Here is a 19,954-nt window from a genome sequence, read left to right as displayed (position 1 = left end):
TTCAACAGGCGACTCAGGTGGCTCACGGAGGTGGGGTCAGCCCTTGACGGCGCCCTGCATCACACCGGCGACGATCTGCTTGAACAGCAGCAGGAAGACGATCAGTAGCGGCAGTACGCCGATGGCGGCGCCGGAGAGGATTCCCACGCTTACGCCGTGCACGCTTACTGTAGGAACCGGTTGCTATCCGGTCAACGTTTCGGACAGGTGAGGTCCACTATTCGAAACTTTTACTGTCCCTCGGATCCGCTCGAGGGTGGGCTTCAGCCCTCTTGCTCGGCTCGCGGCAGCAGTCCGGTACGTGCGAGTCCGCCGAGCCAGGCCGCCGAGGGCTTGGGGGTGCGTTCGAAGGTCTCGGGGTCGACGGAGATGAGGCCGAAGGTGGGCTTGTAGGAGCCCCATTCGTAGTTGTCGAGGGCGCTCCAGTGCAGGTAGCCGCGTACGTCGAGGCCGTCTTCGAGCGCAGCGGAGACTTCCTGGAGCGCGCCGGTGGTGTAGTGGATACGGCGCCTGTCGTCGTCGGTGGCAATGCCGTTCTCGGTGACGACCAAGGGGACGTCGCCGACGATTTCCGCGGTGTGCCGCAGTGCGTATCCCAGTGCCTGGGGGTAGTACTCCCAGCCGGTGAGGGTGCGTTCGGCGTCCTCGGGCGCCGGGATGGGGCCGTCGGTGGTGATCCTGGTGCGGGTGTAGGACTGGACGCCGATCCAGTCGTCGTCGCGGGCGGCTTCGATGAAGACGTCTTCGCGGGGGTGGCTGTAGGCGGCGGTGGCGGCTTCGGCGCCGGGCAGGGCCTGGTAGACCTGGTTGGCGATGGACCAGCCGACCTGGATGTCGGCGGAGATCGCCTTGACGACGGCCGTGGCGCGGTGGTGTGCCTGGATCAGGGCGTCGGTGGTGGCCTGGTCGGGGAGCAGGAGTCCCGCCGTGAGGGGTGCTTCGGTGCCCAGTTCGCGGATGGCGCCGGCGACCGCGATCATGTTGGGCTCGTTGACGGTGCACACGTGCCGCACGCCGGTGCCGATGACCGGCGCGGTCGCCCGCACGTACCGCTCGAACAGGTCCACCGCCCCGTCCGCAGTCCAGCCGCCGCGCTCGGCGAACCAGCGCGGGACGGTGAAGTGGTGGAGGGTGACCATGGGTCGCAGGCCGCGTTCGATGGCGCCGTCGACCATGCGTCGGTAGTGGGCGATCTCGGCCCGGGAGAAGTGGCCGGGGGCGGGTTCGATGCGGGCCCATTCGATGCTGAAGCGGTAGTCGGTGAAACCGAGTTCGGCGAGCAGATCCATGTCCTCACGCCACCGGTGGTAGCTGTCGACCGCATCGCCGCTGGGCTCGGCGATCGAGCCGCCGCTGTGTTCCATCTGCCACCAGTCGCTGTTGACGTTGTTGCCCTCGATCTGGTGGGCGGCGGTGGAGGCTCCCCACAGGAAGCCGTCGGGGAAGCGGAGACCGTCGGCGGTGACGTTCATGCTGGGCCTTTCCGGGGTCGTGCGGGATGTCGGTCAGCAGGCGCGCAGTCTCGCTGTCACTGGGGTACGGCGCCGGGCCAGATGGCCGAGGCGTCGTCGCGGTGGGGCTCGGGCAACCGTATGGGGCGGACGGGAATGGTGTGGCTGTGCCCTTCGGTGACGGCCGTCCAACGGGCGGGGTAGCCGGAGTAGCACAAGGTGGTCAGGGCGAAGACTTGGTCGGCGTAGACCTCGACGTACTCGCCAATGGTGAGGATGTGCAGCGAGGCCGCGGGTTCGCTCAGGATGGTCTCGCCGAGCCGGGTGCCGTCGGGGCCGGTGACCCAGAGGTTCTTGCCGTCGCAGCCCACGGCGAGGGCGGCACGGTCGGTGCCTGGGGCGTCGGTGCGGAGGGTGATCTCCACGGGCCCGGAAATGCCGACGTCTCCGACCGCGTGCAGGGTGGGGTGGTCGGTCTCCTCGCCGAGCCAGGCATTCAGTCCGGGCCACCATTCCAGGCGGGGCGCGGAATCGCCTTGCACCACAAGAGACTTGGGCTGGGCGAGCATGCCGCGGCAGCGCTCCCCGGCATCGCTGAGGCCGACCTGGCGGGGTGTCGTGTGCAGGACGACACGGGAGCCGTCCGGGGCGGGGATCACCCTGGGGGCGTAGGCGCCGGTCGGGCCCAGTGGGCCACGGCGGGTCCACGGGCCGCGCAGGCGGGGGGCCGTCCACGCCTCGAAGCAGCGGGACTGCCCGATGGAGCCGAGCAGCAGCCAGCTGCCGTCGTCGAGGCGTTCCAGGACCGGGCACTCGAACTCGTCGATGTCGCCTGGTGCGAGGAGCGGCGGGTGGACGGTCCAGTGCTCGAGGTCGTCGGAGGTGGCCAGGGCCACGCAGCCGCCGGCCTCCACCGGGAGGGAGGCGTCGCTCGCGCAGACGGCCATGACCCAGCCGTCGCCCTCGTCGTCCCGTACGACGAAGGGGTCGCGCCAGGCCATCTGCTCGCCGGTGCGGTACCAGCGCGGGTCGGCCTCGACGACCGGTCCGGTGCCATGGCGGCGCCAGCCCGTGCCGTCGGTGCGGTCGGAGTACGCGAGACCGACGGCCTGGAGCGGCGTGCCGCCGGGCAGCAAGCCGCTCACCCCCGTGTAGAACATCGCCATTCCGTCGCCGTACCGGAACGGATGCATCGTCCACACCGCCTGCGCGTCGAAACGGCCGGGCAGCCCGTTGCCGAAGGCGGGTCCCTGCGGCTGCCAGTGCACCAGGTCGGTGGAGGTCGCCCGGCCGTACGAGGTCTCCATCCGCAGATGATCGAACTCGGCCGTCCAGGGCCCCTGGAGGTGCAGCACCGAGTAGGTGCCGTCCTCGTCCCGGAGCAGGGCGAAGTCGTTCACGCAGAGGCCTGGCGGGGCGTATCGCATGCGCAGTTCCTGTCGGCTCACAGCGCCCAAACGCGTGCGCTGACCATCAATTCAAAACGGACTCACTTTGGAATCGGCCCAAGTAAATCTGAACGCAAACGCTTGCGCAACAAGGGGGCCGGGTTTACGGTCTCGTCACCCCCACATCACACCGACGTGAAATCAACGGGAGGAACTGCGCCGTGACGGCCAGCATCAACGACGTCGCCCGCGCCGCCGGCGTCTCAGCGTCCACCGTGTCCCGCGCCCTGCGCGGCCGGCCGGGCGTCTCCGACGAGGTGCGGCACAAGATCACGGCCGTCGCCGCCCAGCTCGGCTACACCGCCTCCCGCTCCGCCGCCAGTCTGGCCAGCGGCCGTACGTTCACCATCGGCGTCCTGGTTCCGTACGTGGGCCGCTGGTTCTTCGGCACCGTGCTGGACGCCGCCGAGCACGTGTTCAGCGCCGCCGGGTACGACGTGCTGCTGTACAACCTGGGCTCGCCGGAGATACGCAAGCGTTTCTTCACCAGGCTGCCGGTGCGCAAGCGGGTGGACGCGGTCCTCTCGCTGCTCATCCCGGACGAGGAGGAGTCGGCCGCGCTGCGCTCACTGGGGGTGCCGCTGGCCACCACGGTCGGCGGCGCCCGGCCCGGCTTCACCGTCGTCGGCATCGACGACCGGGCCGGCACCGAAAGCGCCGTACGGCATCTGGTGAACCTCGGCCACCGCCGTATCGGCATGATCAGCGGGGCCAGCGGACCGCTGCACTGGACCACCCCCATCGAAAGACGCAACGCCTACCTGGACGTCCTGGCCGATGCCGGAATCGAGCACGATCCGGCTCTGGAGGCGGACGGCGACTACACCGTCGAGGGCGGTGAGCGGGCCATGACCGAACTGCTGGCCGTCTCCCGCCCGCCGACCGCCGTGTACGCGCAGTCCGACGAGATGGCGATGGGCGCTCTGCGCGCCCTGCGCCGCCACCGGCTCAGGGTCCCGGACGACGTGTCGGTCGTCGGCTTCGACGACCACGAACTCGCCGACGTTGTCGGCCTGACCACCGTCGCCCAGCCGGTCGCCGACCAGGGCGCCGAGGCCGCCCGGCTGTTGCTGCGTCAGCTGGACGAACCCGGCGCCGAACCACCCGCTGCGCAGGTGCAGATGCCCATCCGCCTCGTCCTGCGCGAGACGACCGCACCGCCTCGTCCGCGCGGACCGCAGTAACCCATACCCCCTTGAGCCCTACACCCCCCTGCCCAGACAGCACGTCAGCACCACGAACCCTCGCCACAGCACGGAGGCACAGCCCATGAGTTCGACCCGCAGGAATCTCCGCCGTACAGCCAGTACGGGCCTGGCTCTCGTCCTTCCCCTGGCGGCGCTGGCCGCCTGTGGCGGGGGCGGCAGCACCGACACCTCCGCGGAGGAGGGCAGCGGCAAGGGCACCATCAGTGTCTGGGCCCACCAGGGCCAGAAGAGCGAGGACACCGCCATACAGAACGCGGTGAAATCCTTCAACTCCTCGCAGAGCGACATCAAGGTCGACCTGAAGCTGATCCCAGGCAACGACTACACCAAGACCATCACCACCACCGACGCCTCCGAGCTGCCGGACGTGATGGAGTTCGACGGCCCGACCATGGCGAACTTCGTCTTCAACCAGAAGCTCGCCCCGATCGACGACTACGTCTCTGCCAAGACCCTGAGCAACGCCACCGACGCCATCAAGGCGCAGGGCGAGGTCGACGGCAAGCACTACGGCCTGGGCCAGTACGACTCGGGCCTGGGCATCTACGGCAACAAGAAGCTGCTGGACGCGGCCGGGGTGAAGTACCCGACGAGCGTGGACGACGCCTGGACGGCGGACGAGTTCACCGCCGCGCTCAAGGCGCTCAAGCCCAAGGACTCCGACGGCAAGGTCCTCGACGTTCAGGAGACCGCCGGGTTCGCGACCGAGTGGGGCACCTACGGCTTCGCCCCCATCGTCTGGTCGGCCGGCGGTTCGCTCATCAAGGACGGCAAGGCGGAAGGCGCTCTCGACAGCCCGGCCACGGTCTCGGCCCTGAAGACCTGGCAGTCCTGGAAGCCCGACGTCGACGCCAACACCGACGGAAACGCCTTCGCCAAGGGCCGTGTCGCGCTCAGCTGGGTCGGCCACTGGATGTACCCCGCCTACAGCGAGGCGCTCGGTGACGACCTCGTGGTGCTGCCGCTGCCCGACTTCGGCAACGGTCCCAAGACCGGCCAGGGTTCCTGGGCGTGGGGCATCGGCGCGGACACCAAGAACGCCAAGGCCGCCGGCACGTTCATGGACTATCTCCTGAACGACGCCAACGTCACCGCGATGACGACGGCCAACGGCGCCCCGCCCGCCACCAAGACGGCACTCGCCGCGAGCGAGCTGTACAAGCAGGGCGGTCCGCTCCAGCTCTTCTCCGACCAGCTCGCCAAGCCCTGCGGCGACACCGACATCACCAAGTCCTGCGTCGCCGTCACCCGCCCGCTGACGGCCGGATACCCCACCGTCACCGCCAAGTTCGCGGAGGCTCTCAACTCCGTCTACAGCGGCGCCGACCCGAAGGACGCCCTGTCCAAGGCCGCCAAGGCCATCGACCAGGACTTCTCCGACAACGCCGGCTACGAGATCCCGTAGGACCCATCGGCCGGGGCGGGCCGCGCACACCGCGCCCGCCCCGCCGGGAACAGGACCCCCCGTGAAATCCGTCGAACCCGCGCACGCCGCGCCCCATGCCCGGGAGCAGGCCCCACCCGTGACCTCCGTCGAACCCGCGCGCCCGGCGCGCTCTGTGCGCAAGAACCGCGACTGGTTGCACGGACTGCTCATGTCCACGCCCGCCGTCGTCGGACTCATCGCCTTCGTCGGTATCCCGTTCGGCTACGCCGTCGTCCTCTCCTTCTACAACGTCCGCCTCGGCTCCCCCCTGGAACCGACCTGGTTCGGCATCGAGCACTACCGGCGGCTGTTCACCGACCCCGATCTGTCCGGCCCGTTCCTCAGGTCCCTGCTCAACAACCTGACCTTCGCCGCAGTCGTCGTACCCGTACAGACCGGTCTGGCGCTCGGCCTTGCGATCCTGCTCAACCGCAAGCTCAAGGCGATCGGCCTGTTCCGGTCCCTGTTCTTCATGCCGGTCGTCTTCCCGATGGCGCTGGTCGCCGTGATCTGGCGGCTCATCCTCGCCCGCAGCGATCAGGGCATGCTCAACTCCGCGCTGGACGCGGTGAGTTTCGGCAACTGGGGCGCTTTCGACTGGCTCGGCGACTCGGCCACCGCGATGGCGTCGATCATCGTGCTCTCCATCTGGCAGGGCGTCGGCTTCCAGATGGTCATCCTGCTCGCCGGACTCCAGAGCATCCCGGGTGAGCTCTACGAGGCCGCCGAACTCGATCGCGCCTCCCGCTGGCAGCAGTTCCGCCATGTCACCCTGCCCGGCATCCGCGGCACCCTCGTGTTCGTCGCCCTGCTCACCTCGGTGTTCGCCTTCCGGGTCTTCGACCAGGTCTACGTCCTGGTCGAAGGCGGCGGCCTCAACGAGGACGCCGCCCGCACCGTGATGTACCAGGCGGTCACCACCGCCTTCGACCAGAACAACATCGGCCAGGCGTCCGCGATCACCGTCGTCTTCTTCCTGATCGTCGTCGTCCTGACCCTCATCCAGCGCCGCGTCGTCCGGCCCGACAACGAGGACTGATCATGAGCATGAACCTGGGCCTCACCCGCACGCCCCTGCGCCGTTTCCTCGACTACGCCATCCTCTCCGTCCTGGCGTTCGTCTTCGCGCTGCCCGTCATCTACCTGCTGATCGGCAGCCTCAAGCCGTCCGACGAAGTCCTGAACGGTCTGTCCGGCTTCCTGCCCACCAACCTGTCGTTCGACAACTACACCGCCGTCCTCGACAGCCTCAACTCCGAGAGCACCGGCTACTTCTGGCGCTTCATGGGCGTCTCACTGCTGCTGGCGTTCGTGGTGGTGACGGGCGGTCTCTTCGTCAACTCCATGGCTGCGTACGGTCTTTCACGGCTGAAGTGGCGCGGTCAGAACGCCGTCTTCACCCTCATCCTGCTGCTGATGCTGATCCCGTTCGAGTCGGTGGCCGTGCCGCTCTTCTACATGTTCAACGACCAGCGCAACACGCTCCTCATCCTGGCGCTCCCGTTCATCGCCAACGCCTTCTCGGTCTACCAGTTCCATACGTTCTTCCGTACGATCCCGCCGAGCATCGAGGAAGCCGCCCGCATCGACGGCGCGGGTCCCTGGCGGACCTTCTTCGCGATCATCGTCCCGATGTCGAAGCCGGCCTTCGCCTCCGTGGCGATCCTGACCTTCCTCATGCAGTGGGGCTCGTTCCTCTGGCCGGTGCTGATGGTCTCCGATCCGTCGGTACGTCCGCTGCCGCTGGAGATGAGTGTCTTCCAGGTCCAACAGCCCCCGGACTGGGGTCAGATCCTCGCCTTCGGCGTGCTGCTGGTGCTGCCCGTGCTGATCGTCTTCCTCTTCTTCCAGCGGTGGTTCGTCCAGGGCGTCGCCAGCTCGGCCGTCAAGGGCTGAGTCAGCCCTTCGTGCGGTCGCGTACGCAGCGGAACCCCGTGTTGCCGACCGAGCTGTCCGGGCTGTTGCTGGTGCGGGCCGCGACGCGGTAGCGATTGCAGTAGGAGTCGTGGCACAGGTAGGAGCCGCCGCGCATCACGCGGGCCGTGCCCTGCTCCGGTCCCGTGGGGTCGGTGTGGGGCCCGGTGCCGTGGTCGGTGCCCCACCAGTCGGCGCACCACTCCCAGACGTTGCCGGAGGTGTTGAACAGGCCGAATCCGTTGGGCGGGAAGGCGTCGACGGGGGCGGTGCCGAGGTAGCCGTCCTCGGCGGTGTTGCGGAACGGGAAGCGGCCCTGCCAGATGTTGCAGCGGTGTTCGCCACCCGGCGTGAGCTCGTCTCCCCAGGGGAAGCGCTTCTGGTCGAGGCCGCCGCGGGCCGCGTACTCCCATTCGGCCTCGGTCGGCAGCCGGGAGCCCTCCCACCGGCAGAACGCGAGCGCGTCGCCCCAGGAGACATGGACGACCGGGTGGTCCCCGCGGTCGTCGAGGTCGCTGCCGGGCCCTTCCGGCGCCGCCCAGTACGCGTCCTCCACCCCGCACCACCACGGCGTGCCCTCCGGCCGCGGTGACACCTTGCGCAACTCCCCCGGCACGAACTTGGCGAAGACGTACGACCAGCCGAACCGTTCGGCGTCGGTACGGTAGCCCGTCGCGTCCACGAACGCGGCGAAGCGTTCGTTGGTGACGCAGCGGGTGTCGATCTCGAACGGCCCGACGGTCACCTCGCGGACCGGGCCCTCACCGTCACCGGGGTTGGCGTCCGCGTCCTCACCGCCCATACGGAAGGTGCCGCCGGGCAACGCCACCTTGGTGCCGGAAAGCGCCGTGCCGCTGCCGGGAACGAGCGGCTCGGACGCGGCAGATGCCGCTTCGGAGGACCGGCCGGGTGCACAGCAATGCGAATTCACGCGGCCAGTACAACACGCCCCCCATGTGCCGAGGCGACCGAGTCAGCCCGGCGGCAGCGGCTGCTGCGCCCAGATCGTCTTGCCGTTGACGGTCTGCCGGCTGCCCCAGCGCTGGGTGAGCTGGGCGACGAGCAGCAGACCGCGGCCGCCCTCGTCGTAGACGTGCGCCCGGCGCAGATGCGGTGAGGTGGAGCTGCCGTCGGAGACCTCGCAGATCAGCGCGCGGTCGCGGATCAGGCGCAGCCGGATGGGCGGTTCGCCGTACCGGATCGCGTTGGTGACCAGTTCGCTGACGACCAGTTCGGTGACGAAGGCGGTCTCGTCCAGGCCCCAGTCGGTGAGCTGCTCGGTGGCGTACTGCCGGGTGGCGGCCACGATTTCGGGGTCCGGCTCGATGTCCCAGGTGGCCACCTGGTCGGCGCCGAGCGCACGGGTGCGGGCCAACAGCAGGGCCACATCGTCGGCGGGCTGCGGCGGGAGTACGGACTTCAGCACCGCGTCGCACAGGGCGTCCAGTGAGTCGGCGGGCACGGTCAGCGCACGGCACAGGTCGGCGATGCCGTGGTCGAGGTCGCGGTCACGTCCCTCGATCAGCCCGTCCGTGTAGAGGGCGATCAACGAGTCCTCGGGCAGCTCAAGTTCTGTCGCCTCGAAGGGCAGGCCGCCCACGCCGAGCGGCGGCCCGGCGGACATCTCGACGAGCTGAGTGGTGCCGTCGGGCAGGAGGACGGCCGGTGGCGGATGTCCGGCACCGGCCACGGTCAGCCGGCGCGAAACGGGGTCGTAGACCGTGTACAGACAGGTCGCCCCCAGCTCCGCAACGTCATCGGTGGTGCTCTCGTCCGTCGCCAGGTGCGTCACCAAGTCGTCGAGGTGGGTGAGGAGTTCGTCCGGCGGCAGATCCACGTCGGCGAGGGTCCGTACGGCCGTACGCAGGCGCCCCATGGTCGCGGACGACTGGAGGCCGTGCCCGACCACGTCACCGACGACCAGGGCGACCCGGCTGCCGGACAGCGGGATCACATCGAACCAGTCGCCGCCGATACCGGCCACCGCCCCGCTCGGCAGGTAGCGGTGGGCCACCTCCACGGCCGCCTGCCCGGGCAGCCCCCGTGGCAGCAGGCTGTGCTGCAGGGCCAGCGCGGTCGACCGCTCAAGTGCGAACCGGCGAGCGTTGTCCACACAGACGGCGGCCCGGCTCGCCAGTTCCTCGGACAGAACGACATCGTCACCAGCGTACGCATCCGGATTGGCAGCCCGCACGAAGACCGCGACGCCCAGTGTCGTGCCCCGGGCCCGCAACGGCACCGCCAGCATCGAGTGGACCCGCACGCCGTACTCACGGTCCTTGGCGCCCCGTGCCTCATGGCCGCTCAGCCACCGGTCGAAGTCCGCCTCCCCGGCCCCGCTGAGCACCGCGTGTCCGTCCAGCAGCGCTCGCGCGGGCGGGGAGAACGGCGGATAGGTGTCCGCCTCGCCCAGCTCGACGGCCGCCTCCGGGGTGCCCGTGGTGACGGACCGGTGTGCGACCCGGCGCAGCACAACATCGGTGCGCTGTGCGGCCGGCGGTTCGTCCGCTCCGAGGACCCAGTCGAGCAGGTCCACACTGGCGAAGTCGGCGAAGCGCGGCACCACGAGCCCCACCAGTTCCTCGGCGGTGCGCACCACGTCCAGGGTGGTGCCGATGGAGGCGGCGGCCTCGTTCAGCAGGGCCAGCCGCTGCCGGGCCCAGTGCTGCTCGCTGCTGTCGAACGCCGCCAGGGCGGTCCCGACCAGCTCGCCGGAGGGGTCCCGTACCGGCCACATCTCGATGTTCCAGGCGTGGTACCGGGTGCCGGAGGGTGCGCGGGTGAAGCTCTCGTACTGGACGGGTTCGCCGGTGTCTGCGACCTGGCGCAGATGCTGCAGGAAGCCTCGGCTGTGCTCGGCGTCCTCCACCGTGTCCGGGAAGTACCGGCCGACCAGGGTGTCCTCCGGGACGCCCATCACCTGGCAGGCCACATTGTTGAGCCGCAGGTAGTGCTGCCGGGTGTCGAAGACCGACATCGACATGGACGCCTGGTCGAAGGCCTGCGCCGCCAGACTGGGCCCTTTCCCGTCGGACCGCTCGGCGGTGACCACGAATCCGACCGCTTCACCGTCCGCGCCCAGCAGGGGGCTCGCCCTCAGGGCCAGCGCGAGGTGGGATCCGTCCCGGTGCCGCAGCACGACGGTGCCTGTCAGCGCGGTGACGATCCCGGACGGCACGTCCTCGGCGAGCAGCTCCCCCGCCGCCCGGCCCACGGCCTCCCCGGCCGCGTATCCCGTCAGCCTCCGGGCGGCGTCGCTCCACCCCGTCACCGTGCCCTGTGCATCAAGGATCGCCGAAGCGGCGACATGCTCCATACGCCCCAGAATGAGGGCATCGTGGCTTCCCATCAACCCGGCCGCCATGGGCGCCTCGGGCCCGCTGTCGTTGACAGGGGCTCGACAGGGACCTCAGAATCGCGGCATGACCAGGCACTGTTTCGACACGACGGGACCTCTGCGCGTCCCGGACCGGACCGGCTGCGAGCGCTCCGGCCGCTAGCTGTGCTGCCGCCGAGGCTCTGCCCCGGCCTTTCTTTCGCTCCACTGAGCCACGGCCGATTTCCGCCGCTTCCTCACGCGCGCGGCGCGAGCACACTTCTGCCGGTTCCCCCCTGCCTGCTCACACGAGGAGAGCCTTCATGACCGTCATCGACACGAAGCCCCCCACCCTGCGCGAGGCGCGGACGCTGCCGGACGGAATGTACGAGGGGCCGCGTACGCTGCGGCGCCTGCCCGAGGGGTGGCAGGAGCGCCCGTACGAACGCTTCGAGCTCGTGCCCCTGGGGCGCACGATCGGGGCCGAGGTGCGCGGAGTCGATCTCTCACGACCGGTGGAGCCCGCCCTGCGCCAGGAGTTGAACCGCGCCCTGCTGGAGTGGAAGGTGCTCTTCTTCCGCGGTGCGCACCTCACCTCCGTACAGCAGCGCGACTTCGCCAGGAACTGGGGCGAGTTGGAGACCAACCCCCTGCTCGCCACCGGCTCCACCGAGGACGTGGTGCGCTTCGACAAGGGCAGCGGCTCCACGCCGACCTTCGAGAACATCTGGCACGCCGATGTCACCTTCCGGGAGCGTCCCGCGCTCGGCGCCGTGCTCCAGCTCCGGGAGGTGCCGCCGTTCGGCGGGGACACGATGTGGGCGGACATGGCCGCCGCGTACGACAACCTGCCGCAGGAGGTGAAGGACCGCATCGACGGTGCCACCGCCGTGCACGACTTCATCCCCGGCTTCGCCCGCTTCTACGGGCCCGAGCGGCTCGCTCCGTTCCAGGACGCCTTCCCGCCCGTGGAGCACCCGGTCGTCCGCACCCACCCGGAGACCGGGCGTCGGCTGCTCTTCGTCAACGCCTCCTTCACGACCCGGATCACCGGGATGGAGCGTGGCGAGAGCGACCGGCTGCTGAGCTACCTGTGCCGGCAGGCCCATGTGCCGGAGTACCAGGTGCGCTTCCACTGGCAGCCGGGCGATGTCGCGTTCTGGGACAACCGAGCGACCCAGCACTACGCCGTCAACGACTACGCTCCGCACCGCCGCGTGGCGGAACGCGTCGCCATCGAGGGCGACCGGCCGTACTGATCCGTTCGCCTGCCGTACTGATCCGCTCCCCCGTACGGCAGGCAGGCAGCCAGGTCAGGCCTTGCCTGCCGCCGGGCCGGTCTTCTCTCCTGCGCCGAGTTCGGGAGAGTAGGAGAGGAAGTCGTCGACCATGCGGTGGAAGAGCGCGGCGAGCTGCTGGAGTTCCTGGGGTGACCAGTCGGACAGGGCCATCTGCATACCGCGGGCGCTCATCTCGCGGATGCGGTCGACGGCTTCCTGGCCGGCCGGGGTGATCTGGATGCGCTGGGCCCGGCGGTCGTCGGGGTCGGGTACGCGGGTGACGTATCCGGCCTTCTCCAGCTGCTGCACCTGCCGGGTCACGTGGGAGGCCTCCACGGCCAGCCGGTTCGCCAGCTCGCCGGGGCGCATCGGCTCAGAGTCGCCGATCTGCCGCAGGAGTGCCACGGCGGCACGGTCCAGCGGCACTCCGGCCAGCGCCATGAGCCGGTCGTGCTGACGCGTTCGGCCCATGAGATAGGCGACGCGCGTGAGCGCCCGCTCGATCTCGATCACTTCCGTGGAGGCGGGTGTGGTTGCCGCAGATGGTGTGGACATACGCATCACTTTACCATCTTATTGCGTAACTCAAGTAAGTTCTGCCGAGTGTTTACCTGGACGCCGGTGCTCCATCCAGGCCGAACGATTCGCGATGGCCTGCCGCCACGGCCGGATCGCCTTCGGCGTCATCCCCACGGCGAGGGCACCCACCAGGCGGTCACCGCTTCGGTAAGCGACCAGGAACCGGCGTGCGTCCAGATCCCCTTCCACGACGGCGATCTCATCGTGGCCGCGCAGATGTCCGTACGCCTGGATCTTCATGTCGTACTGGTCGGACCAGAAGTACGGGATCGGGGCGAACGGCTTGCGCGCGCCCGGGTTCAGCAGGTTGCGGGCGGCCGCCATGCCCTGCTCGGCGGCGTGGGTGCGGTGCTCGATGCGCATCGACGTACCGAACAGCGGGTGGTGCCAGCGGGCGACATCGCCGGCCGCGTACACCCTCAGTGCGGCTTCGCAGTACTCGTCGCACACCAGCCCGTCCCCCACCGCCAGGCCGCTGTCCGCGAGCCACTCGGTGTTGGGCAGGGAGCCGATGGCGACCAACACCTCGTCCGCCTCGACGAGTTCGCCGTCCCCGAGCCGTACGCCGTCCTCCGTCACCTCGGTCACGGTGACCCCGGTGCGCAGATCGACCCCGTGGTCCAGGTGCGCCCCGGACAGTACGCGCCCGACCTCCTCACCGACCGCATGGGCCAGCGGCACCGGTGCCGGTTCCAGGAGGACGACCTCGCAGCCGAGGGCCCGGGCCACCGCGGCGGCCTCCGCCCCGAGGAATCCGGCACCGACCACGACCAGGCGGCGCCCCGGTTCCAGTTGCTCCCGCAGGGTCAGGGCGTCGTCGAGGGTGCGCAGCACATGCGCGCCCTCACCGGGCAGGCGGCGCGGCCGGACGCCCGTGGCCACGATCAGACCGTCGTACGGCAGCCGGGTCCCGTCGGCCAAGTGCACTGTGCGCTCGGCGAGTTCGAGGCCGGTCGCGGCGGCGCCGAGACGCAGGTCGAGGCCGAGGGCGTCGAGGTCGGTCGGTGTGCGGAGGGCCAGCCGCTCGGTGGGCCACTCGCCGGACAGGAGCTGCTTGGACAGCGGCGGACGGTCGTACGGAGCGTGCGGTTCGTCCCCGACGAGGGTGAGCGTGCCGTCGTAGCCCTCCCGGCGCAGCGTCTCGACCGCCGCGAGACCGGCGGCCGAGGCACCGACGACCACGATCTGCCTCACTCCTCCACCAGTCGGATCGCCGCGGCCGGGTAGATCGCCACGGCCTCGCGCACTTCGTCCAGGAGGTCGTCGTCAGGCGTCTCGGCCAGCAGGATGGCGACGCCGTCGTCGTCCCGCTGGTCGAAGACGTCCGGGGAGGCCAAGACGCACTGCCCCGCTGCCACGCATTTCGGCTCGTCCAGTTCCACGCGCATGGTTGTTTCCTTCCTTGGTACGGAGTGGGTCACCAGGTGACGGGCAGGGAGTGGACGCCGTAGGTGGTGCCGGTGCGATCGAACTCCAACTGGTCGATGGTGGTGGCGAGTTGGAGGGTGGGGATACGGCGGTAAAGGGTGCCGTAGACGACCTGGAGCTCCAGGCGGGCGAGGTTCTGGCCCAGACACTGGTGGGGGCCGTAGCCGAATGCCTGGTGCTGGCGCGCGGGGCGGCTCAGGTCCAGCCGCTCGCTCTCGGGGAACGCCTCCGGGTCCCAGTTCGCGGCGTGCAGGTCGAAGATGATGCCGTCCCCGGCACGGATGACGACGCCGCCGATCTCGATGTCCTCCTTGGCGATCCGGCGGACACCGGTCTGCAGGATGCTCAGATAGCGCAGCAGTTCGTCCACCGCGCCCGCGATCACCTTCGGATCGTCGGTGTCGCGCAGCACGGCGAACTGGTCGGGGTTCTGCAGCAGCGCGAGCGTGCCGAGGCTGATCATCGTCGCGGTGGTCTCGTGGCCCGCGATGAGCATGGCGACGCCCATGTTGACGGCCTCGACGTGGGCCATCTCGCCGGCCTTGACCCGGCCGGCCATCTCGGACAGCACGTCGTCGCCCGGGTTCTCGAGCTTCTCCCGGAACAGGGTGTCCAGATACTGGGCCAGCTCGCGGCTCGGCACCATCGCCTCCTCCGCCGAGAGGGAGCTGTCGAGGACGCGGCCGGCGTTGCGCTGGAAGAACGCGTGGTCCTGGTACGGAACGCCGAGCAGTTCGGCGATAACCAGCGACGGCACCGGCAGCGCGAGCGCGGTGAGCAGGTCGGCTGGGTTCGGCCCGGCCAGCATGTCGTCGATCATGCCGTCGACCATCTTCTGGATGGCGGGCCGCATGGCCTCGATCCGCTTGACGACGAACGGCCCGTTGACCGTGCGGCGCAGCCGGGTGTGCTCCGGCGCGTCGGTGTTGGTGATCATCTTCGGGGTGTGAGGAGCGATCTGCGCCCGGTGCGCGTTGACGTACGGAAAGCCCGGCTCGCAGTCGTCGTTGCTGACCCGCGGGTCGGTCAGCAGGGCGCGCTGGTCGGCGTGCCGGGTGACCAGCCAGGGCGTGCCGCCGTTCCAGATCCGTACCTTGCTGATCGTTTTCTCCGCCCGCAGGGGCTCCACGGCGGGAGGCGGGGCCAGCGGGCACTCCGATGCTCGGGGCATCGGGTACTCGGGAAGCGGCGCGGTCGCGTGCACGGGACAGCCGGTCATGGTGTCGGCCATGTCTCTCCTCGGCGGTGGGGGCTCCGAAGGGATCGGATCTGAGACCGGGGACGACCGGGGACACGGTGGTCGACGGCCTCGATGAGGACATGGAAGCGGACCGGACTGACACCTTCCGGTCAGTTGCCTGACAGAGAACTGACGTGAGCCAGATCACGCGCGAGCGCCACCGCGCGGGCACGCGAGCCACAAGGGCACAGACATACCAGCCGGAGTACGGGAAGCGGGAGGTGCCGCTCGCCGGCCGGCGGAGGGTTCCGTCCCCGCCGATACAAGCCTGCCGCCCGCGAACGCCGCGCACCCTGGGCCGAAGGTCCCTTGTCACGGCCGATCGGCCTCACTCGCGCAGGCCGTGACATGGGTTCGGCTGTGCCCGGCGGCATCAGGACGGCCATTCGGGACCCGTCCCGCGGCGCCCTCAATAGACTCGCCGCCCGGTCTCCGGACGAGCCGCGAAAGGGATGGACACCATGGCGAGGCTGACCACGGCAGGACGTACGGGACGACTGGCGGGCGGTGCTCTGCTGGCGACGCTCGCCATACTGACCGTGACCGGCTGCGGCGGTTCCGGCGAGGACTCCGGGGATTCCGCCGCGGGCGCGGGCGCCGGCAACACCGAGTCCCCGGACTCCAGTACTGACAGCACCCCGAAGAGCCCGTCCCCCGCCACCTCCAGCCCGTCCCCGACGGTAACGACGGCGGACGGAACCGACCCCGGCGCCTGCACCGACGGCAACTGCGAGATCGCGGTGTCCAAGCCGGTGACGATCCACTTCAAGATTCCGGACGGTCCCGCCAAGCTGTCCGTGACCAAGGTCGGCAAGAACGAGGTCGGCTACAAGGTGACCCAGGGCACCAGCACCAACGGCAGCTCGGCCGGCGGCACGGCGAGCGGCGAGGGCAGCGGCTGCATCACCTTCTTCTACAGCAACGGCAGCGGCACCCAGTGCGGAGCGGCCGGGGAGCCGCCCACCAAGGAGGCCGGCACGGTCGCGCTGCAGCTGGTGCCGGGCCCCGACGGCACCGCGATCCTCCGCCTCGTCTCGGGCTGACGCTGACGCCGACAAGCAATACATGAAGTATCGCTCATATGGACATGGCTTTCATTTCCACCTAGCCTGGGGTCACACCGATTCGGCGCTGCCACAGGAGGTGATCCGCCATGGGTGGCCGGACGACCCGGCAGCGAATGGCGGTCCTGCGGGTGCTTCAGGGCTGCCAGGACTTCGTGTCGGCTCAGGAGTTGCACACCCTGCTGACCGCGGACGGCACCCGGATCGGGCTCACCACCGTCTACCGAGCGCTGCGCCAGTTGGAGGTGGCAGGCGGTGTCGACGTCGTACGGGACGACGACGGCGGGCGCCTCTACCGGCAGCGACCGGCGGACGGGCACCGCCACTACCTGATCTGCCGCTGCTGCGGCCGCAGTCAGCCGGTGGACTCGGAGGTCGTCGAGCGGTGGGCCGGGCGGATCGCGGCCGACACCGGGTTCGCCGCGGTGGAGCACACCGTCGAACTCACCGGCATCTGCGCCGGCTGCCGCCCCACCGTGGACGAAGGGGAACCACCGTGCCGCTGGGACCGCCCCCTGGACACCCCGGACCGGGCCCGCAGCCGAGCGAGTTGAGGCGACCGTCCGCGCGCCACTCAGGTACGCGCGGCGCTCAGCGCGCGGTGACCAAGTGACCGTCGCCCTGTCCGGCGGCGGCCCGCGCATCCAACTCGCCCCGGGCGCCTGCCACTTGGTGACCAGCGATCCGACGGAGTACGCCATTTAGTAATGGGATCCATTTTCATGTAGCGTCTGGTTCGCTCACTCACCAAGGAGGACCCCATGGCCGTTCCCAAGCGGAAGATGTCCCGCAGCAACACCCGTCACCGCCGCGCCCAGTGGAAGGCCAGTACTCCGCAGCTCGTGCCGGTCACGGTCGACGGGTCCGTCTACCAGGTGCCGCAGCGGCTGGTGAAGGCGTACGAACGCGGTCTGCTGCACCCCGAGGGCTGAGCGAGATGACGGACGACCGGCTGCCCGTGACCGTCCTGTCCGGATTTCTCGGAGCGGGCAAGACCACCCTGCTCAATCATGTCCTCGGCAACCGTGAGGGACTGCGCGTCGCGGTCATCGTCAACGACATGAGCGAGATCAACATCGACGCCGCCCTCGTGCGCGGTGGCGAAGCCGCCCTGTCGCGCACCGAGGAACGTCTGGTCGAGATGACCAACGGCTGCATCTGCTGCACGCTGCGCGACGATCTGCTGGAGGAGGTCGACCGGCTGGCCCGTGAGGGCCGCTTCGACTATCTCCTCATCGAGTCCAGCGGCATCTCCGAGCCGATGCCGGTCGCCGCCACCTTCGCCTTCGCCCGGGACGACGGGGCCGTACTCGGTGATCTGGCCCGGCTCGACACCATGGTCACGGTCGTCGACGCCGCGAACTTCCTGCCCGAGCTGACGGACGGCGACGAGCTCGCCGAGCGGGGCCTCGACCAGTACGAGGACGACGAGCGCACCGTCAGCGATCTGCTGATGGACCAGATCGAGTTCGCCGACGTCATCGTGCTGAACAAGCTCGACCTGGTCGACGACGAGAGCGCGGCCCGGCTCCGGGCGACCCTCACCCGCCTCAACCCGGTGGCGAGGATCGTTCCCGTCGCCCATGGCCGGGTGAACGTCGGCGAGGTGCTCGGCACCGGGCTGTTCGACCTCGATCGCGCCCAGCAGGCGCCGGGCTGGGTCATGGAACTCAACGGCGACCATGTCCCGGAGACCGAGGAGTACGGCATCTCCTCCACGGTCTTCCGCTCCCAAGTGCCGTTTCATCCGGGGCGGTTGTGGACGTTCGTCACCGAGGAGCTCGACAGCGGGGCCTTCGGGCAGGTGCTGCGGTCCAAGGGCTTCTTCTGGCTGGCGAGCCGCCCGCAGGTGACGGGGCTGTGGTCGCAGGCCGGTTCCGTCGCCCGCTTCGAGCCCTCCGGTGCTCGTGGCGCGGAGGGCCCCTCCGGGCAGGAGCTGGTGTTCATCGGCACCGGGTTGCGCGCCGAGGCGCTGCGGGCGGCGCTGGCCGACTGCCTCATGAGGGACGGCGAGAGCACGCCGCTCAGCGATCAGTTCCCCGCCTGGGACACGTACGGCATCGACGATGCCTGCGAGCACGAGCACTCCGAACTCGTGGCAGGAGCCTGAAGACTCCGGGTCGGGCGGTGGTCAGCCACGGCACTGCCCGACCCGGTACGGACAGCGATCCCGGAGGTTGGCATGACCGAGCGCGATGTACGCCTGGGCACGGTCCAGGAGACCCTGCTGATCCCGCTGTACGGCCGGGCGGTGGAGAACCGCAAGAAGGACGCCGCCCTGCGTGACGCACGGGCCGAGGAGATCGTCGCGGCGATCGACTACGACTTCACCCGCTTCGACAACCTGCCCAGCCTGGTCGGCACCGTGCTGCGCACCTCCCTGTTCGACCGATGGGTGACTGACTTCCTCGCCGAGCACCCCACCGGCACGGTGGTGGAGCTCGGCACAGGCCTCAACACGCGGTACGAGCGCGTCGACAACGGCAAGGCCCGCTGGCTCGACCTCGATCTGCCCGACGTGATCGAGCTGCGCCGCACCCTCTTCACGGACACCCCGCGCCGGACGATGATCGCCGCCTCGGTCACGGACGACGCCTGGGCCGACAGGGTTGCCGCCGGGTCCGACGGCCCGTACTTCTTCGCGGCCGAAGCCGTGCTGCCGTTCCTGGAGGAGCAGGACGTACGGCACGTCGTGGACCTGATCGCCGAGCGCTTCCCCGGCTCGCTGCTGGCCCTGGACACCGCCGGTCCCGGAATCGTCGGCGCCCAGGACCAGCACGACGCGCTGAGCAAGGTCGAGGCCCGTATGCGGTGGACCTGCGCGGACCCGGCCGAACTCGCCGACTGGCGGCCGGGAAGCCGGCTCCTCGCCTCCCACCGGCTCACCAGCCTGCCGCCGCGGATGCGCGAGGAGTTGCCTGCCGCGTACCAGGAGATGCTGACCGGCCTCGCCGACCAGCGGCTGCCCCAGGTGGACGAGTACTGGCTCAGTCTCGTCCAGCTGCCCTGACGGGGTCGCTGAGAGGCGTTCGCGTGCAACCTTCTTGCAACGGGGCAGGTGGTTGGCTGAGGCACGGTCGTGCCAGCGAGCGCCGAGGAGTGATGCACGGTGACCTCATCCGCCCCGCGCGTGGAGTTGACGTCCGCCGCCGCCGAGCTGCTGCGCCGCCTTCGTGCCGCTCACGGGCCGCTGATGTTCCATCAGTCCGGTGGCTGTTGCGACGGTAGTGCGCCCATGTGTTATCCGGAGGGCGAGTTCCGGACCGGTGGCTCCGATGTGCTGCTGGCCTCGCTCACCGTCGAGGGCGTTGACGAGCCGGTGTCGTTCTGGATGTCGAAGAGCCAGTTCGAGGTGTGGAGTCATACCCGGCTGATCGTCGACGTGGTGGAGGGGCGGGGCAGCGGCTTCTCGCTGGAGGCGCCCGAAGGGGTGCGTTTCCTGATCCGTTCGCGTCTTGTCGGCACGTAGCATCGTCACGGCTACCACCCTGTGGTGAACTCCCCTGTGTCCTGGGCTTGTTGAGGAGACGGCGGAGACAGCAGGGGGCGGCATGGGACGCGGACGGTTCAGAACCGCGCTGACGGTTCTCGCGGTTTGGA

20 protein-coding genes are annotated in these 19,954 nt (G+C 69.6%); 11 read left to right on the top strand and 9 right to left on the bottom strand.

What is annotated here, in order from left to right:
- Positions 1-36: 36 nt before the first annotated feature.
- The 3 genes from ACYVO6_RS14420 to ACYVO6_RS14410 form a co-directional block, all read right to left on the bottom strand.
- The gene (locus ACYVO6_RS14420; RefSeq protein WP_461061072.1) at positions 37-162 is read right to left on the bottom strand and encodes a hypothetical protein; all 126 of its coding nucleotides are present in this window, start codon (positions 160-162) and stop codon (positions 37-39) included.
- 101 nt (positions 163-263) lie between these two features.
- Positions 264-1,472 (bottom strand): glycoside hydrolase family 1 protein, encoded by a 1,209-nt coding sequence (locus ACYVO6_RS14415; RefSeq protein WP_461061070.1) that lies wholly within the window; start codon positions 1,470-1,472, stop codon positions 264-266.
- A 56-nt stretch (positions 1,473-1,528) separates the two neighbouring features.
- The gene (locus ACYVO6_RS14410; protein WP_461061068.1) at positions 1,529-2,878 is read right to left on the bottom strand and encodes a glycoside hydrolase family protein; all 1,350 of its coding nucleotides are present in this window, start codon (positions 2,876-2,878) and stop codon (positions 1,529-1,531) included.
- Between the two features lie 182 nt (positions 2,879-3,060).
- Here ACYVO6_RS14410 and ACYVO6_RS14405 point away from each other — a divergent pair, with 182 nt between their 5' ends.
- From ACYVO6_RS14405 to ACYVO6_RS14390, 4 genes are all read left to right on the top strand, one after another.
- A complete protein-coding gene (locus ACYVO6_RS14405) occupies positions 3,061-4,083 on the top strand; it encodes a LacI family DNA-binding transcriptional regulator (RefSeq protein ID WP_461061066.1) in 1,023 nt (340 codons plus the stop codon).
- Positions 4,084-4,168: 85 nt separating this feature from the next.
- Complete coding sequence (locus tag ACYVO6_RS14400; protein ID WP_461061064.1) at positions 4,169-5,512, top strand: ABC transporter substrate-binding protein; 1,344 nt, start codon at positions 4,169-4,171, stop codon at positions 5,510-5,512.
- 61 nt (positions 5,513-5,573) lie between these two features.
- Positions 5,574-6,572, top strand: coding sequence for a carbohydrate ABC transporter permease (locus tag ACYVO6_RS14395; RefSeq protein ID WP_461061062.1), 999 nt, complete (start codon positions 5,574-5,576; stop codon positions 6,570-6,572).
- 2 nt (positions 6,573-6,574) lie between these two features.
- Positions 6,575-7,429 (top strand): carbohydrate ABC transporter permease, encoded by an 855-nt coding sequence (locus ACYVO6_RS14390; RefSeq protein WP_461061060.1) that lies wholly within the window; start codon positions 6,575-6,577, stop codon positions 7,427-7,429.
- 1 nt (position 7,430) lies between these two features.
- Here the strand turns inward: ACYVO6_RS14390 and ACYVO6_RS14385 are convergent, their stop codons facing one another.
- Both ACYVO6_RS14385 and ACYVO6_RS14380 read right to left on the bottom strand, forming a co-directional pair.
- Positions 7,431-8,378 carry a formylglycine-generating enzyme family protein gene (locus ACYVO6_RS14385; RefSeq protein ID WP_461061058.1) on the bottom strand — a complete coding sequence of 316 codons (948 nt, stop codon included), beginning with the start codon at positions 8,376-8,378 and terminating at the stop codon, positions 7,431-7,433.
- A 42-nt stretch (positions 8,379-8,420) separates the two neighbouring features.
- Positions 8,421-10,763 (bottom strand): SpoIIE family protein phosphatase, encoded by a 2,343-nt coding sequence (locus ACYVO6_RS14380; protein ID WP_461061056.1) that lies wholly within the window; start codon positions 10,761-10,763, stop codon positions 8,421-8,423.
- Positions 10,764-11,086: 323 nt separating this feature from the next.
- Between ACYVO6_RS14380 and ACYVO6_RS14375 the strand changes: the two genes are divergently transcribed.
- A complete protein-coding gene (locus ACYVO6_RS14375) occupies positions 11,087-12,022 on the top strand; it encodes a TauD/TfdA dioxygenase family protein (RefSeq protein WP_461061054.1) in 936 nt (311 codons plus the stop codon).
- Between the two features lie 54 nt (positions 12,023-12,076).
- Here the strand turns inward: ACYVO6_RS14375 and ACYVO6_RS14370 are convergent, their stop codons facing one another.
- The 4 genes from ACYVO6_RS14370 to ACYVO6_RS14355 are packed head-to-tail and all read right to left on the bottom strand — an operon-like array spanning position 12,077 to position 15,281.
- Positions 12,077-12,598: a MarR family winged helix-turn-helix transcriptional regulator gene (locus ACYVO6_RS14370; protein ID WP_461061052.1), complete on the bottom strand. Its 522-nt coding sequence runs from the start codon at positions 12,596-12,598 to the stop codon at positions 12,077-12,079.
- 30 nt (positions 12,599-12,628) lie between these two features.
- The gene (locus ACYVO6_RS14365) at positions 12,629-13,816 is read right to left on the bottom strand and encodes an NAD(P)/FAD-dependent oxidoreductase (RefSeq protein WP_461061050.1); all 1,188 of its coding nucleotides are present in this window, start codon (positions 13,814-13,816) and stop codon (positions 12,629-12,631) included.
- Positions 13,813-14,010, bottom strand: coding sequence for a ferredoxin (locus ACYVO6_RS14360; protein ID WP_461061048.1), 198 nt, complete (start codon positions 14,008-14,010; stop codon positions 13,813-13,815). Before ACYVO6_RS14360 ends, ACYVO6_RS14365 begins: the two co-directional genes overlap by 4 nt.
- A gap of 29 nt (positions 14,011-14,039) precedes the next feature.
- On the bottom strand, positions 14,040-15,281 hold the full coding sequence (locus tag ACYVO6_RS14355; RefSeq protein ID WP_461061046.1) for a cytochrome P450: 1,242 nt from the start codon (positions 15,279-15,281) through the stop codon (positions 14,040-14,042).
- Between the two features lie 470 nt (positions 15,282-15,751).
- Here ACYVO6_RS14355 and ACYVO6_RS14350 point away from each other — a divergent pair, with 470 nt between their 5' ends.
- The 6 genes from ACYVO6_RS14350 (at position 15,752) to ACYVO6_RS14325 (ending at position 19,823) form a co-directional block, all read left to right on the top strand.
- Complete coding sequence (locus tag ACYVO6_RS14350; protein ID WP_461061044.1) at positions 15,752-16,333, top strand: hypothetical protein; 582 nt, start codon at positions 15,752-15,754, stop codon at positions 16,331-16,333.
- A gap of 110 nt (positions 16,334-16,443) precedes the next feature.
- Positions 16,444-16,908, top strand: coding sequence for a Fur family transcriptional regulator (locus ACYVO6_RS14345; protein ID WP_461061042.1), 465 nt, complete (start codon positions 16,444-16,446; stop codon positions 16,906-16,908).
- Between the two features lie 207 nt (positions 16,909-17,115).
- Entirely contained in the window at positions 17,116-17,286 is a 171-nt protein-coding gene (gene rpmF, locus ACYVO6_RS14340) for a 50S ribosomal protein L32 (RefSeq protein WP_365779728.1), read from the top strand.
- A 5-nt stretch (positions 17,287-17,291) separates the two neighbouring features.
- The gene (locus ACYVO6_RS14335) at positions 17,292-18,464 is read left to right on the top strand and encodes a GTP-binding protein (RefSeq protein ID WP_461061040.1); all 1,173 of its coding nucleotides are present in this window, start codon (positions 17,292-17,294) and stop codon (positions 18,462-18,464) included.
- A gap of 72 nt (positions 18,465-18,536) precedes the next feature.
- Positions 18,537-19,364: a class I SAM-dependent methyltransferase gene (locus ACYVO6_RS14330; protein WP_461061038.1), complete on the top strand. Its 828-nt coding sequence runs from the start codon at positions 18,537-18,539 to the stop codon at positions 19,362-19,364.
- A gap of 99 nt (positions 19,365-19,463) precedes the next feature.
- Positions 19,464-19,823, top strand: coding sequence for a DUF779 domain-containing protein (locus ACYVO6_RS14325; protein ID WP_461061036.1), 360 nt, complete (start codon positions 19,464-19,466; stop codon positions 19,821-19,823).
- The last annotated feature ends 131 nt before the right edge of the window (positions 19,824-19,954 follow it).

It is taken from the genome of Streptomyces pseudoechinosporeus, from assembly GCF_054783935.1.
This window is presented reverse-complemented; position numbering and strand designations above follow the sequence as displayed.